11 protein-coding genes are annotated in these 15499 nt (G+C 57.6%); 2 read left to right on the plus strand and 9 right to left on the minus strand.

Going from position 1 to position 15499, the window contains the following annotated elements; all coding sequences use genetic code 11:
- Window position 1: 1 nt before the first annotated feature.
- The 8 genes from murD to mraZ all read right to left on the minus strand — a co-directional run bounded on the left by murD (window position 2) and on the right by mraZ (window position 9158).
- Complete coding sequence (gene murD, locus AC2FJW_RS12330) at window positions 2–1396, minus strand: UDP-N-acetylmuramoyl-L-alanine--D-glutamate ligase (RefSeq protein ID WP_496750209.1); 1395 nt, start codon at window positions 1394–1396, stop codon at window positions 2–4.
- Window positions 1397–1543: 147 nt separating this feature from the next.
- A complete protein-coding gene (mraY, locus tag AC2FJW_RS12335; RefSeq protein ID WP_496708774.1) occupies window positions 1544–2626 on the minus strand; it encodes a phospho-N-acetylmuramoyl-pentapeptide-transferase in 1083 nt (360 codons plus the stop codon).
- A 24-nt stretch (window positions 2627–2650) separates the two neighbouring features.
- On the minus strand, window positions 2651–4045 hold the full coding sequence (locus AC2FJW_RS12340; protein ID WP_496750210.1) for a UDP-N-acetylmuramoyl-tripeptide--D-alanyl-D-alanine ligase: 1395 nt from the start codon (window positions 4043–4045) through the stop codon (window positions 2651–2653).
- The gene (locus AC2FJW_RS12345; RefSeq protein ID WP_496750211.1) at window positions 4042–5523 is read right to left on the minus strand and encodes a UDP-N-acetylmuramoyl-L-alanyl-D-glutamate--2,6-diaminopimelate ligase; all 1482 of its coding nucleotides are present in this window, start codon (window positions 5521–5523) and stop codon (window positions 4042–4044) included. Before AC2FJW_RS12345 ends, AC2FJW_RS12340 begins: the two co-directional genes overlap by 4 nt.
- Before the next feature lie 21 nt (window positions 5524–5544).
- Window positions 5545–7332, minus strand: a complete 1788-nt coding sequence (locus AC2FJW_RS12350; RefSeq protein ID WP_496690904.1) for a peptidoglycan D,D-transpeptidase FtsI family protein — start codon at window positions 7330–7332, stop codon at window positions 5545–5547.
- Window positions 7329–7697: a cell division protein FtsL gene (ftsL, locus tag AC2FJW_RS12355; RefSeq protein WP_142635053.1), complete on the minus strand. Its 369-nt coding sequence runs from the start codon at window positions 7695–7697 to the stop codon at window positions 7329–7331. Before ftsL ends, AC2FJW_RS12350 begins: the two co-directional genes overlap by 4 nt.
- The gene (rsmH, locus tag AC2FJW_RS12360; protein WP_496677605.1) at window positions 7694–8686 is read right to left on the minus strand and encodes a 16S rRNA (cytosine(1402)-N(4))-methyltransferase RsmH; all 993 of its coding nucleotides are present in this window, start codon (window positions 8684–8686) and stop codon (window positions 7694–7696) included. The genes ftsL and rsmH overlap by 4 nt, the downstream gene beginning before the upstream one ends.
- Before the next feature lie 4 nt (window positions 8687–8690).
- The gene (gene mraZ / locus AC2FJW_RS12365; protein ID WP_246097158.1) at window positions 8691–9158 is read right to left on the minus strand and encodes a division/cell wall cluster transcriptional repressor MraZ; all 468 of its coding nucleotides are present in this window, start codon (window positions 9156–9158) and stop codon (window positions 8691–8693) included.
- A gap of 918 nt (window positions 9159–10076) precedes the next feature.
- Between mraZ and AC2FJW_RS12370 the strand changes: the two genes are divergently transcribed.
- Window positions 10077–10301: a DUF1127 domain-containing protein gene (locus tag AC2FJW_RS12370; RefSeq protein WP_142635057.1), complete on the plus strand. Its 225-nt coding sequence runs from the start codon at window positions 10077–10079 to the stop codon at window positions 10299–10301.
- A gap of 394 nt (window positions 10302–10695) precedes the next feature.
- Here the strand turns inward: AC2FJW_RS12370 and AC2FJW_RS12375 are convergent, their stop codons facing one another.
- Window positions 10696–13101 (minus strand): ATP-dependent helicase, encoded by a 2406-nt coding sequence (locus AC2FJW_RS12375; protein ID WP_496750212.1) that lies wholly within the window; start codon window positions 13099–13101, stop codon window positions 10696–10698.
- A gap of 181 nt (window positions 13102–13282) precedes the next feature.
- On the opposite strand from AC2FJW_RS12375, the gene AC2FJW_RS12380 reads away from it, so the two are divergent.
- A complete protein-coding gene (locus tag AC2FJW_RS12380; RefSeq protein WP_142635191.1) occupies window positions 13283–15070 on the plus strand; it encodes a sensor domain-containing diguanylate cyclase in 1788 nt (595 codons plus the stop codon).
- Window positions 15071–15499: the final 429 nt, after the last annotated feature.

Raw genomic sequence — 15499 nt, forward strand, 5'->3', positions numbered from 1 at the left:
CCTAAAGCCGTTTGCGAACCTGTTCGGCAAAATCCTCACCGCGTTGTTCGAAATTGTCATATTGATCAAAACTGGCTGCGGCAGGGGCTAGCAAAATCGTCTCGCCCGACTGCGCGTCGTTCATTGCCTGTTCAACGGCTTCTGCCATTGTGGTGCAAACCAGGGTATCTGCCTGTAACTGCATTGCAAATCCGGCAGCTTCGCGCCCGATCACATAAGCCTTGAGCACATGTTCACTGGCTGAGTTGAGTGCAGACAACCCGCCCTCTTTCTCAAGCCCGCCACAGATCCAGCGGACCTTCTTGAACGCGTTCAACGCCTTTACTGCGCTGTCGACATTGGTCGCCTTTGAATCGTTCACATAGGTGACCCCATCCGCTTCGGCGATGATCTGACTGCGATGCGGCAAGCCCGGATAGCTGTGCAAAGCATCCTGAATGATCCGAGGGGCCAACCCCAACGCGCGGCACGTGGCGTAGGCGGCACAGGCATTCTGGTGATTATGTGCACCGGGCAGACCTTTGATCTCGCGCAGGTCAATCGACCCCGCCTGTCGCCCCTTGCGATACTCCGACAGGAACCCTTTGCGCGCAAATACCTGCCATCCGGGTCCGGTCAACTTGCGGGCAACTGATATACGGATCACCCGGTCATCCGTTGGCGCTTCGGCCAGCTGACCGGCCAGAAAGGCGCCTTCGTCCTCATCCACTCCGATCACGGCACGGTCAGGGCCACCTTCGGCAAACAGACGGCGCTTGGCGGCGAAATAGCCACCCAAGCCACCGTGACGATCCAGATGATCCGGTGACAGATTGGTGAAAACGGCCACATCAGGTGTCAGCGACCGCGCAAGCTCTGTCTGATAGCTCGACAACTCCAACACCACGACCGAGCCATTGCCCCCTGGATCAATGTCCAATACGCCTCGGCCGATATTCCCCGCCAGCTGTGCCTCACGGCCAGCTTCGGTCAGGATATGATGGATAAGGGCGGCGGTGGTTGATTTGCCGTTCGACCCGGTCACCGCGACCACGCGGGGCGGAGTATCCAGATTGTCCCATTCCGGCCCGGCAAAAGAGCGGAAAAACAAACCGATATCGTTATCCACCGGCACCCCGGCCTCAAGCGCCGCCGCCACCACAGGGTTCGGCGATGGGTAGAGATGCGGTATCCCGGGCGAGACAATCAGACAGGCAACCTCATCGAACGCCCCGTGACGCCCAAGATCCTGACACGTAAACCCTTCGGCTTCGGCCCCCGCACGAGCCGCCGGGTTGTCATCCCAGCAAACGGGTTCAGCCTTACCGGCCCGCAAGGCGCGCGCCGTGGTCAGGCCAGACCGACCCAGCCCCAGAACCGCAACTTTCTGTCCTGAAAACCCTTTGACCGGGATCATATTTCCCACCTTCTTTCGACTTCAAATGCGCCGACACACTGCACAGATGAACCTGCCATTGGCAAGATCGACAGCAGGTTCGTGCGCAGCGCGAGCCCGGCCCAACAGGAGGCGGCGGGCCGGCTGTCCTCCGAACCTGGCGGGAGCCTACCGGACCTTCAGCGTCGCAAGCCCAATCATCGCCAAGATCAGAGAGATGATCCAGAACCGGATCACGATGGTGGGTTCTGCCCACCCCTTTTTCTCATAGTGATGATGGATCGGGGCCATCAGGAACACGCGACGACCAGTGCGCTTGAAATACAGCACTTGGATGATCACGCTCAGCGCTTCGACCACGAACAGACCTCCGACGACAGCCAACACCAATTCGTGTTTGGTGGCCACCGCAATCGCTCCCAAAGCGCCGCCCAAGGCAAGCGATCCAGTATCGCCCATGAACACGGCAGCAGGCGGCGCGTTGTACCATAGAAACCCAAGGCCAGCACCGAACAGGGCCGAAGTGAAAATGAAGATTTCGCCGGTTCCGGGCACGTAATGCACATCCAGATACTCGGTAAAGTCGACCCGGCCCACCGCATAGGCGATAATCCCCAGGGTCGATGCGGCGATCATTGCGGGCATGATCGCCAGCCCGTCCAGCCCGTCGGTCAGGTTCACCGCATTTGCTGACCCAACGATCACGACAATCGCGAAGGGAATGTAGAATATCCCCAGATTGAGCAGCGTGTCTTTGAATACCGGCACCGCAAGCTGATTCTGCAGCGACTCAGGGTGGTGCATCGTGGCCCAAATAGACGCCAGAACCGCGATAATCACACCAAGTCCTAACCGCATTTTTCCAGAAACACCTTTGGTGTTTTGCTTGGAGACCTTGGCATAGTCATCTGCAAACCCAATGGCGGCATAGGCCAACGTTACGAATAAGACCATCCAGACATAGGGGTTGTCCCACCGTGCCCAAACCAGTGTCGATGTGACAAGCGCGCCCACGATCAGCAAGCCGCCCATGGTCGGCGTACCCGCCTTGGAAAAGTGCCCCTCGGGGCCATCATCCCGGATCGGTTGCCCTTTGCCCTGCTTGCGACGCAGAACATTGATCAGCGGTTTGCCAAAAATAAACCCGAAAATCAGCGCTGTCATAAAGGCACCGCCTGCCCGGAACGTGATGTACCTGAAGAGGTTGAAAAAATCCCCTCCGTCCGACAGGCCGGTCAACCAATAGAGCATATCAATACCTTTCCCGTGCGGCGATCATGGCTCAAGCGCGTCCCCTTGCCCCATTTCCCGCAAACCGTCAACAATTCGCGCCAGCGCCATGCTGAGTGATCCTTTGGCCAGAACAGTGTCGCCTGCGCAGATCAGCTCTGGCAGCCGTTCAGCCATCTCAACGCTGGTCTCAAACCAAAGTCCGCGCTTTTCCGCTGGCAACGCATCGTAAAGCGCTTTCATAAGCGGGCCAATGCAGTGAACCTGATCCATCTGCGTCATAGCCGCGACATTCGCCATCGCTGCATGCATGGGGATCTCTTGCGCGCCCAGCTCTTTCATATCACCCAGAAACGCGATCCGGCGCCTGCCCTGTGAGGCGGCCAAAACTTCCAAGGCAGCCTCCATCGAAGTTGGATTGGCGTTATAGCTGTCGTCCAGCAATTCGACCTGACCACCATCCGCCAGTGAAATCTGCTCGCGAACGCCGCGACCTTTTACCGGCAACCAGTTGCCCAAGCCTGCGATGGCTTCGTTCAGGTCGACACCAAGTTCAACGCAGGCCGCCAATGCCCCAAGTGCATTCATGACAAAATGAGTGCCTGCTGATTGCACATCAAAGGAGATGGCTTTTCCGTCGACCCTGGCCGTTGCATGGACCGAGTCCGGTTTCTGCGCAACATCGGTCAGCACGTAATCTGACGCAGCGCGCCCAAAATCGACGATCCCTGCTCCGGCCTCATCTGCGTATTGGCGCAGGATGTCGGCGTGTTCGATATCCGCATTCACGATGGCCGCACCGCCCGGGACCAACCCTTCGAATATCGCGGCTTTCTCTTTCGCTATACCTGCGACGGACTCGAAGGCTTCCAGATGGACTGCCGCGACGGTGGTAACCAAGGCCACATGCGGGCGGGCCTGACGCGCCAGCGGAGCAATCTCTCCGGGGTGGTTCATCCCGATTTCTATCACGGCAAATTCAGTGTCGCGCGGCATCCGGGCAAGCGTCAGCGGCACACCCCAATGGTTGTTGTAACTGGCAACGCTGGCATGGGTTTTCCCCTGCGTTTCCAGAATATTGGCCAGCATTTCCTTGGTCGATGTCTTGCCGACACTCCCGGTCACGCCAATCACGCGCGCCTCTGTCCGCGCGCGGGCCGCCTGCCCCAGCGCCTCAAGCCCGGTCTGCACGTCCTCGACGATCAGTAACGGCGCGTCCGGGGAAACGCCTTCGGGTATCTGCGAGACCAGCGCTGCGCCTGCGCCCTTCTCAAGCGCTTGCGTCACAAAGTCGTGACCATCGCGCGCCGCCTTCAGCGCAACAAACAGATCTCCGGGCTGCAATGTGCGGGTGTCGATGGATACGCCATTGACCTGCCAATCGGCGGTGGCACGCCCGCCAGTGGCCGCAACAGCCTCAGCCGCAGTCCAGAGCGTCATGCCACCCTCCCATCGAGGGCGGCCACGCTGATGCTGGCCTGTTCTACGTCGTCGAAAGGTAAAACCTGATCGCCCACGATCTGGCCTGTCTCGTGCCCTTTACCGGCGATCAGCAGCGCATCACCCGGTTGCAGGGCATCTATGCCGCGCAGGATGGCTTCGGCACGATCACCCACTTCGGTTGCCTCGGGCGCGCCCAGCATCACCGCAGTACGAATGGTAGCTGGGTCTTCGGTTCGGGGATTGTCGTTGGTGACAAATACCACATCAGCGTTATTGGCCGCAGCCTTGCCCATCAGCGGGCGCTTGGTCGCATCACGATCTCCGCCGGCACCGATGACGGCGATCAGCCGGCCCATAACATGAGGGCGCAAAGCCTTGAGTGCCGTGGCCACAGCATCTGGCGTATGGGCGTAGTCGACAAACACAGCAGCCCCGTTTTCACGCGTCGCAGCCAGTTGCATCCGTCCCCGGACCGTCGTCAGATGCGGCAGGGTCTCGAAAACACGCGTGGGATCTTCGCCACCAGCGATCACCAGCCCACATGCCAGCAGGATGTTTTCAGCCTGGAACCCACCGATCAGGTTCAATCGGGTCTGATACACCTTACCCTGCCACGAAAACCGCAGATCCTGCCCGGTTGCATCAAAGCGCTGATTGAGCAGACACAGATCTGCATCACCCAATCCAACGGTCAGCACATTTTGTCCACGGGTTTCAGCGATACGACGAACCTGCCCACCCTTTGGATCGCTCATGTTGACCACAACCGTGCCGTCCTGAGGCAACACGCGGTCGAAAAGTCCTGCTTTGGCCGCAAAATACGCCTCGAAGGTTTCGTGATAATCCAGATGATCCTGGGTGAAATTCGAGAAACCCGCTGCCGCCAACTGTACCCCGTCGAGGCGGCGCTGCTCGAGACCATGTGAGGATGCCTCCATCGCCGCATGCGTCACGCCATTCTCAGCCGCCTCGGCCAAACACCGATGCAGGGTGATCGGTTCGGGCGTTGTATGCGCTAGAGGGGCAGTCCATGCGCCCTCGACCCCGGTTGTGCCCAGGTTGACGGCGGCATGGCCCAGCTCCATCCAAATCTGACGGACAAAGGTCGCGACAGAGGTTTTACCATTGGTCCCCGTCACAGCCACGATGGTCTGAGGCTGCTTTCCGAACCACAGTGCTGCGCATCCTGCCAGCGCCTGCCTTGGGTCTTCAACCACCACCAGCGCGGCATCCGACCCCGCAAGCACATCCGCTGCGACCTCGACCCCTTCGGCATCGGTGAGGATTGCGGCGGCCCCCATGCGCAGAGCATATTGAATGAACTCTGCGCCATGGACCCGCGTTCCCGGAAGTGCCGCAAACAGATAACCGTCTTTGACCTCGCGGCTATCAACGGCCAACCCGGTAATCTCAGGGTTTGCACCCGCACGCGCGGTCAGGGCCAGTTGGCTGAGTTTCTTTGTCCTAGTGCCCATGACCCACCTTTCGCCGGACGCCTAATTCGAGGTCAGCGTTATAGCAGCGCGCGCCTCAGGCTCAAGCCGGGGGCGCAGACCCAGCAAGGGCGCGATCCGTCCGATCAATTCTGCCGCCACAGGGACGGCTGTCCACCCCGCCGTCCGGCGCTTTTCGCCATAGGCCACGATGGAAGGTTCATCCAGCGTGACGATCAGCACGTATTTCGGATCATAGGCCGGGAAGATCGTGGCGAAAGTGGCGATGACTTTGTCATCATAGTACCCACCGCGCGGTTTCGGTTTGTCTGCCGTACCGGTTTTACCTGCCACGTCATACCCCGCGACATCGCCAAAGCTGGCGGTGCCATCGGTGACAACCTTGCGCAGCATCTTCTGCGCCTGCGTCGCCGCCCCCAGCGACATCACGCGCGGGCCATATTGTGACCCGCTCCGGCGCAGAATGGTTGGGCTGACATAATACCCGCCATTGGCAATCGCCGCATATCCCGCCGCCAGATGCATCGGGCTGGTCGACAAGCCATGGCCATAAGAAATGGTCACTGTGCTCAGCTCACCCCATTTCTTGGGCTTGAGCGGCTCACCACCTTTTGCTTCGACAATCTCGAACGGGGTCGGTTCGAACATGCCCAGCGAACGCAGGAATTCCTGTTGCCGCTGCGCGCCAATTTGCAGCGCCAGACGCCCAGTACCCCGGTTCGAGCTGTGGACGATCACATCCGCCACGCTGATCTTGCCGTAATTCTTGCCGTTGAACTCACCAATCGGAAAACGCCCGATTTTCATCGGACCCGAGGTGTCGATGATCGTTTCAGAGTTCACCAGACCAAGCTGAATTGCCTGCGCGGCGGTGAATATCTTGAACACCGATCCCAGCTCGTAAACGCCCTGCACATAGCGGTTGAACAAGGGGCTGTCCGATGGATCGAACCCCGACGTCGGGGGGCGCGGGCGATCATTGGGATCAAAGGATGGCAGCGACGCCGCCGAGATGACCTCGCCCGTATGCGCATCCATCAAAACGGCTGAGGCGCCTTTGGCGTTCATGATCTTCATACCACCAAAAAGCACCTGTTCGACAGCGGCCTGTACAGTCAGATCCAGCGAGAGTTGCAGCGGCTTGTTTCCATTGGCAGGGTCCCGCAGATAATCGTCAAACTGCTTTTCAATCCCGGCCACGCCTATCACCTCGGCAGCGCTCACGCCTTCACGCCCAAAACCTGACCCGCCAAGGATATGTGCTGCCAGCTTGCCATTCGGGTAAAGGCGCATTTCGCGGGGGCCAAACAGAATACCTGGATCACCGATGTCATGCACGGCTTGCTTCTGCTCGGGCGAGATACGCTTTTTGATCCACAGGAACTTGCGGTTGCCGGTGAAATCCTTGATCAGACGCTCTTTTTCCAAATCCGGGAAGATTGCCACCAGTTGATCCGCGGCGGCAATCGGGTCGATCATCAACGGCGGCTGGGCATAGACGGAATAGGTGTCTAGGTTGGTCGCCAGAATGCGCCCTTCACGGTCAACAATATTGGCGCGCTGCATCGCGATTGTGGCACCGGGGGCGTTGGCCAAGGGTTCTTGCGCCTCGGATGTCGCAAGCATCCCCATCCGAACGCCAACCACCGAGAAGGCGCAAAAGAAGAAAAGACCCAGCACCAGCAAACGGCCCTCGGCCCGAGCGCGGGCTCTGTCCTTCATATCTTCGTGGCGTTTCTGGATGTTTTCGCGCTCGATCACCTTGGGGTTTTCACCGCGTGCGCGCGCATCCAGGACACGGGCCAGAGGGCGGAGGGGCGTGCGCGTCATGGGAACTGCACCTCTCCCAACGCCTTAATGTTGGTTATCGCCTGCAATTCGATGGGATCGACAATCGGAAGATCAGGATCCTCGGCATAGGCAACCTGATCCGCGCGTCCGAACTGCTCTGCTCGCAAGGGCAGCAGGCCGAGACGTTCAAAATTCAGATCCGCCAGCTCTCGAAGACGATCAGGACGGTTCAAATAAGCCCATTCCGCATTCAGAACGGCCAGTCGGACCTGTGCCACGCCGATCTCTCGTTGCAGTGTTTGCGTTTCTTTCACAACTTGCTGGGTGCGGTAGTTCTCTTGATACGCCCAAAGGGCCACCCCGAACACGGCCAAGGCAGTCAACACATACAATACACTCTTCATTTTGCCCTTCCCCCTAGTTGCGGCATCCCAATGGCGCGAGCTTCAATTTCCCCCGCCGGAGCCTCGGTGCGCACAGCGACACGCAGCTTGGCTGAGCGCGAACGCGGATTTTCTTGTAATTCCTGCTCGTCCGGCCCCACTGCCTTACGGGTTTTGAGCGTAAATTGCGGCTGGTCCTGCGCAATTTCGGGCGCATAGCGATTTGCCCGACCTGTTTTGCCAGCCCGCGACTGAAAGAACCGCTTGACCATGCGGTCTTCGATCGAATGAAACGTCACAACAGCCAGCTGCCCGCCAGGTTTCAGCGCACGCTCAGCGGCCATCAGGCCCTGGAACAATTCTTCATATTCTGCATTCACCGCGATGCGCAGCCCCTGAAAGCTGCGTGTCGCGGGATGCGATTGACCGGGTTTGGGCCTAGGCAGACAGGATTCGATAAGCCCCACCAACCGCAAAGTGGTTGTGATCGGCTCTTCCGCCCGCGCCTTTACGATAGCCCTGGCAATTCGCCTGCTGGCGCGTTCTTCACCATAGTGAAACAGGATGTCGGCGAGCTGCGCTTCGCTTGCAGTGTTGACCAGATCAGCCGCGCTTTCGCCGTCCTGGCTCATGCGCATGTCCAGCGGGCCGTCCTTCATAAAGGAAAAGCCACGCTCGGCCAAATCCAGCTGCATGGAGGAAACCCCAAGGTCAAGCACCACCCCGTCCAAGTCCTGCGCGTATTCGTCCAGACGCGAAAAGACGCCGGGCTGCATCACCAGCCGATCGCCATAGCCCTTGGCCCAGTCCGCGGCCATTTCAAAGGCCAGCGGATCACGATCAACGCCGACGACCTTGTCCGCGCCTGCCTCGAGCAGGCCACGGGTATATCCCCCGGCACCAAAGGTTCCGTCCAACCAAACACCCGAAACCGGAGAGACCGCAGCCAGCAAAGGGCGCAATAATACCGGAATATGTGGTTTGTCAGAAGAGGGTTGCGCACCGGCCATGCCGTCACGCGTCCCCGACGCCATCTAGGAACACCAGAGGGTCAAAATCTTCGGGCTGATCATCCAGCCATTCTTCGGCCGCCGCCAATTCATCAGACTCGTAGGTTTCAGGCTTCCAGATCTGGAACGTGTCGCCAGCGGCAATAAAGAAGGCTTCACCCTCTAGGTCAATCTTGCTGCGCAGCTTGGCGGGTAGAACCAGACGCCCGGTCTCATCCACGTTTGTCGGAAAGGATTGTCCGTGGAACATGCGCTGCAATGTCTTCCGCTGCATTGAGCCCCGTGGAAGCGCATCAATCTTGGCGTCAACTTCGTCAATCGCCTGCATAGTATAGCATTCAAGGAATTTGCGCCGGTGGTCGCCATAAACAATTACAAGTTCGGGATTGTCACCGGGCTGCCAGTTGGGATCAGAAGCTTCAAGCACACGGCGAAACGAGGCCGGGATCGAGACCCTGCCCTTCGTGTCCACCTTATGGCGGCTTTCACCTCTAAACCTGCGCGCCAAGACGACTGTCCCTTTCGCTTGCGCCCCACTTGAAATTCTCACTCCCCCCAGAATTAAAACGGCGGGTTGATCTGCTGCCACTGATCAACCCGCCGCATTGACCCGCTTTGCGGGATGTCCAGCTGCGCGCGCCACCTGGGGGGATGTCTGCTCGCCCGCGCGCCGGATCTCTTGATTGATGAAAGCGAGATGCCTGTATGAAACCTGATTTTATTGGTTCGGGGTCGTTTAGCGCCCCATGTGCCTCGTCCTCATCGGATAACCAAGGGATGGCATGGGAATTCATGGAAATCAATAGAAAATTTCTCACACTCACGTCCCAACTCACAATGCAATCGATAAGAAAATGAATGGAAGCTCTATTTATACACCAGAATTAGAACACAACTACCTCAAAGCAACCATATATAGACAAATCAGAGAAATTATGAGCATCCCATGAATTCCCAACATTTTTTCACTTTCATCGATTCCCCGTAGATAGAGCCAGCAAATCCTCCATTCCAAACTACGAATCAACAAAGGTGGCTCGGTTCCCACGCACTCCCAAGTTACTAAAAACCACCTGAACCCACGATTTCCCATAAACGCACGACCACAGCCATTCGGCTTCTTCGATAACCGTACCGAAGCAATCGGACCTTACGTCACGATCCTATGGTTTTCAGTGGAACCGCATTAGAAGCGACACCCTTGGCGCAACTCAAACCCATATTTTTAAGGCATTTTCGATTGCCAACATCCAACTCTTTGATATCCATGCATTTGCTGCATAGCAGCATTGACGACGTCAACTATTGTGCAATCGCAGCATTTGCTTATTTTCATCCTCAAGCAAACGCCGATACACTTCGGCACCAACATACGAAACGGGTTACGCAGATGGGTGTAGCAACACAACAAACCGCTCTGAGAAGCGCTCCGGCATTCGGCCTGGCCTCGATGATCGAAACCGCAAAGACCCGGTTTGCACGCTATCGGGCCTACCGCCAGACGGTTAACGAACTGTCCGAGCTGTCCGATCGCGAGTTGGCCGACCTGGGCCTGCACCGCTCAATGATCCGTCGGCTGGCAATGCAGGCCGCAGAAGAACAATTCGCGCGTTAAGCGCACAGCAATACAGAGATCAGACCCTACTCCTCCCTTGGGTCTGTAATCTGCGGCAACGTCTCTCCTCCTCCCTGACGTTGCCGCCTTTTATACCGGCCCTGAACGCCGGAAGCAGATACATCGGGGCTCTCCTCCTCCCTGCCCTGATGTTGAAAGTACGCGGCGACGTCTCTCCTCCTCCCTGACGTCGCCGCGTCTTCCTCATACCGGGATCAAACCCGGGTTCGGATACATCGGGGCTCTCCTCCTCCCTGCCTTGGTGTTGAAAAGAACGGCGGTTTCCTTCCTCCTCCCTGGGAACCGCCGTTTTTCGTTTCCCCCAAAGAAAAAGGCGCCCACCCAGGCGCCTTTCAAAACATTGAGCATGCGCCGTCAGGCGCATTCCTTTTGGTTAAAACGGAACGTCGTCCTTCGGAAAAAGATACTGGGCAACAACCTTCTTGGTGCCCGCCTTGTCGAACGCGACCTCAACCTTGTCGCCCTCGATGCCCTCCACTGCGCCATAGCCGAATTTCTTGTGAAACACCCGTTCACCCAGTGTGAAACTTGCCACCGCGGTTGCGTCGATCACCGTGTTGCGTGTTTCGCGCGGTTGCGACATGCCATATTGTCCCTGCCGCGCCTGCAGCCGTTTCCAGCCGGGTGAGTTATAGACATTTGCCTCAGCCGCGCGGGTTTCGATCCCGGCCGAGGGCTGCCCCCCGCCATAGAGCCCCGGAGGCGTCAGAACCTCGACATGCTCCTCGGGCAGTTCGTCAATAAACCGTGATGGCATCGAATTCTGCCATTGCCCGAACACCCGGCGGTTGGCGGCAAAGGAAATCGTACAGACCTCTTCGGCACGGGTGATGCCCACATAGGCTAGACGCCGTTCCTCTTCGAGCCCCTTGATTCCGGTCTCGTCCATCGACCGCTGCGACGGAAACAAGCCATCCTCCCACCCCGGCAGAAATACAGCAGGAAACTCCAGCCCTTTGGCCGCATGCAACGTCATGATCGAGACCTTTGCCCCATCCGTTTCCTTTTCATTGTCCATGACCAGGCTGACATGTTCCAAAAACCCTTGCAGGTTCTCGAAATTGTCCAGCTGGTTGACCAGTTCCTTGAGGTTTTCCAGCCGCCCCGGCGCCTCGGGCGTTTTCTCATTCTGCCAATGGGCGGTATAGCCGGACTCGTCCAGCACGATCTGCGCCAGTTCGATATGCGTGTGCTCGGGCGCGCCATAGCGGATCGGAGACACCCCGTCATCAATAAGGGTGTCATCATCCACTTCAATCCGTGGTCCACGTGTCATCGCATTCCACCGAGCCAGCCCGTCGATCAACTCGCGCAGCGCCTTGCCGCCCTTGCCCTTGATCAGCCCCTGTTCAACCACGATCCGCGCACCTTCGACCAGAGACACCCCGTTTTCACGCGCCACCACTTGAATCGTCTGCTGCGCCTTGTCGCCAAGGCCGCGTTTGGGCGTGTTTACGATCCGCTCGAACGCCAGATCGTCCTCGGGGCTGACCACCAGCCGGAAATAGGCCATGGCATCACGAATCTCCATCCGCTCATAGAATCGAGGCCCGCCGATCACCTTGTAGGGCATCCCGATGGTCAGAAACCGATCCTCGAACGCGCGCATCTGATGCGACGCGCGCACGAGGATGGCGATTTCGTCCAGGTTCATCGGGCGCACACCACGCGTCCCGCCCTGCATCGCGTCGATCTCTTCGCCAATCCAACGCGCCTCTTCCTCGCCATCCCAATGGCCGATCAGGCGAACCTTTTCGCCCTCTTCCCGGTCGGTCCAAAGCTCTTTGCCCAGTCGTTTTTCATTGCCACGAATGACATTGGAGGCGGCGGCCAGAATATGCGGGGTCGAGCGGTAGTTCTGTTCGAGCCGAACCACGAAAGCGCCGGGAAAGTCTTTCTCAAACCGCAGGATGTTACCCACCTCGGCCCCGCGCCAGCCATAGATCGACTGATCATCATCGCCGACACAGCAGATGTTCTTGTGCCCCCCGGCCAGCAGCCGCAGCCAGAGATACTGCGCGACGTTGGCATCCTGATATTCGTCCACCAGGATGTAGTGGAACCAGCGCTGGTATTGTTCCAAGACGTCTGGGTGAGTCTGGAAAATCGTGACCATGTGCAGCAGCAGGTCACCGAAATCCACCGCATTTAGTTCGCGCAGACGGATCTGGTACTGGCCATAAAGTTCAATACCCTTGTGGTTAAATGCACCTGCATCTTCAGCGGGCACCTTATCGGGCGTCAGGGCTCGGTTCTTCCAGTCGTCGATGATCCCCGCCAGCATCCGCACGGGCCAGCGTTTGTCATCAATATTGTTGACTTTAAGTAGTTGCTTTAACAGGCGAAGATGATCGTCTGTGTCCAGAATGGTGAAATTCGACTTCAAGCCTGCTAGTTCGGCGTGGCGGCGCAATAATTTCGCGCTGAGCGAATGGAAGGTACCCATCCATTTAATCGGGTGATCCAAAGCGAACGGCGTTTTTCTCAGCCGATCAGCCATCTCGCGCGCCGCTTTGTTTGTAAAGGTCACCGCGAGTATTTGCTGCGGTAAAGCGTGGTCATATTTGATGAGCTGCGCCACCCGCGCCATCAAGGTTTTTGTTTTTCCCGTTCCGGCACCGGCAAGAATTAGGACAGGTCCAGCGACCTGCTCAGCAGCTTGCCGTTGTGCGGGATTCAATTCTTTTAGATGAAGGTCGTCCGGCGGAGTCCTTCTCGCCATCGCCCGCGCCGACAGCGATGCGCCCTCGAAGGCGTCCATTTCGTCAAAACTGCTCATACTCTCAAACTACGCCGGATGGGCGCAAAGGGAAAGGCTTTGTTCACGGCTTGTTCACAAGCTTTTAAGATTCTCCTTGCGTTCAATTCTAACCAAATGAAGCGGTGTTCGACTGATGCCCTTAACTCTCTGTAAAGCCTTAGGTCAGATGCTTGGCCCAAAGGTTTGGGAGCATATGGATATGGCATTGGCTGAGCGGGGGACGATCAATCATCGACTCAAATGGACCGGGATCACCCTATTGCTGATCAGCCTCGCCATTGGAGCGGGCTGGGGTGTCTATAGGCTCCCTGCGCCCTTGGTGGAACGGATGCTGCGGACAGATATCCTCAAACAGTCAGAATTGTGGAAACGCAGGGTTGTTTTGCACCTTGAAGACCCCGAAACAACGCTGCGAACCGGCCATATAGACGGGCATGACGCAGAGTTTCTGACCTCGATGCCCGAAGCATCGGATGTCTACCGGTTCAGGTTGTTCGACACGAGTGGACGCGTGGTCTGGTCCACTCGTCAAGGTGAGGTCGGCCTGCGCGAAGACAGCGCGTTCTTTCGCGCCGATGTTGCCCGGGGAATGGTGTACTATTTACAAGAGGTAGTGCCCCTATCCGAGATTGACGGCTTGGATTTGCACACAGGCAACATTCAGAACTCCAGTGCGCATCACATAGTCAAAGTCTTTATGCCGGTTACAAAAAACGGTCGCTTCATCGGTGCGATAGAGTTTTTTACCGATATCTCGGATTTGCGGGCGACCTTCATAACCCGGCTGAGAATTTCGCTGATCGTTCTAAGCGGTGTGGCCCTGTTGGCGCTGGCGATGGTGTCATTGGTGACCTACAGGACCAACCGGGCGCAACTGCGCTCTTTGCACAAACAATCCGAGAAAGAGCGTGATCTGATGGCTGACCAGTTGCGGCTGGCGCGTGAGGTGCGGCTGCTGGGAGAGCTAAACGAATGGCTGCAATCCAGCCGTTCTCTGGATGAGCTGTTCGACATGGTCTCACGTTTTATGACCCATATCCTGCCCGAAGCAGAGGGCAGCGTTTACGTCTACTCGAACTCGCGCGATGTGCTGGATGGATGTGCCAGTTGGAACGGCGGCACCCATAAAGCGCATATCCACCCCGAGGGGTGCTGGGGTCTGCGCCGGGGGCGTACCTATGAATTCGGCGCCTCCGAGATTGATTTCATCTGCGAGCATGCTGAACCGCATGACGGGCGCCAATATTTCTGCTTTCCGATTCTGGCTCATGGCGAGACGGTAGGATTGTTGCATCTTCGGGCACATGAAAACTGCGAAGAAGAGTTTCACGTCAGCAGGAAACTGGCGCAGCTCTGCGCTGAACAGATCAGCATGGCCATTGCAAATGTGAGGATGCGCGATCAGCTGCACGACCAATCCGTGCGTGATCCTTTGACCGGACTGTTCAACCGTCGTCATATGACGGAAACCCTGCGCAAGTCTATTTCACGCAGTCAACAGACCGGTGTACCGCTGAGCCTGATCGCCGTTGATGTCGATCATTTCAAGAAGTTCAACGACACTCATGGCCATGATGCAGGCGACATGGTGCTGCGCGCAGTCGGAGCCGCCTTGGAACAGGGCTGTGACCGGGACGAGGTTGCCTGCCGTATTGGTGGTGAGGAATTCATGCTGATCTTGCCGGACAACACCCCGGATGACGCGGTGAGCCGTGCCGAGAAATTACGGCAGTCGGTCGAAGCGGTCTCGGTCCGATACGGTGACAAGTCGCTGCCGCGAATAACGATTTCGGTTGGTGTATCGCATTACCCGGCGCATGGCACCATGCCGCAAGATTTGATGCGCGCCGCTGATGACGCGCTATATATGGCAAAAGACAAAGGGCGCAATCAGGTGCAAGTCGCCAAGGGAACGCCAACCGAAACCGGGTCCGCTGATAGCAACGGCCAAAAGGTTCGGACTTCAGGCCCAGTCGCGGCGGCGTGAAGCTCTTGCTAATACTTAGCAAAAACTTCAGTTACCCGGCGCCTGACTGCGCGGGCAAGGTAGCCACTTCTATACTTGTTAGCTTTCTCCAAGATCTTGGCCACATCGCGATCTTGCCAACCGTCCTAGCCAGCCCTATCGCTTTTGAGCAGCACAATCCCTAGACTCTTAAACGGTCGGTGATCTTTCAGAGGATCGGATAAAGAAGTGACGCAATGATTTGAGGCAAGCGGTACGCAAACGATCTGCCCGAAACCTCTCGGGGCTGCACATCCACGAAAACCGGGCGCGGTCAGGCCTTTCATTCCCAACGTGCTTGAAGTCAATCGGCTCGGCACCCGGCACGACCATGCGCGCAACTTGCCTGCTATGTCGAAACTTGGGAAAGCACCTGCCGACCGTGGCCAAAAAGTCTTTAATGAACACGCC

Source organism: Ruegeria sp. CDSA020 (genome assembly GCF_059612345.1).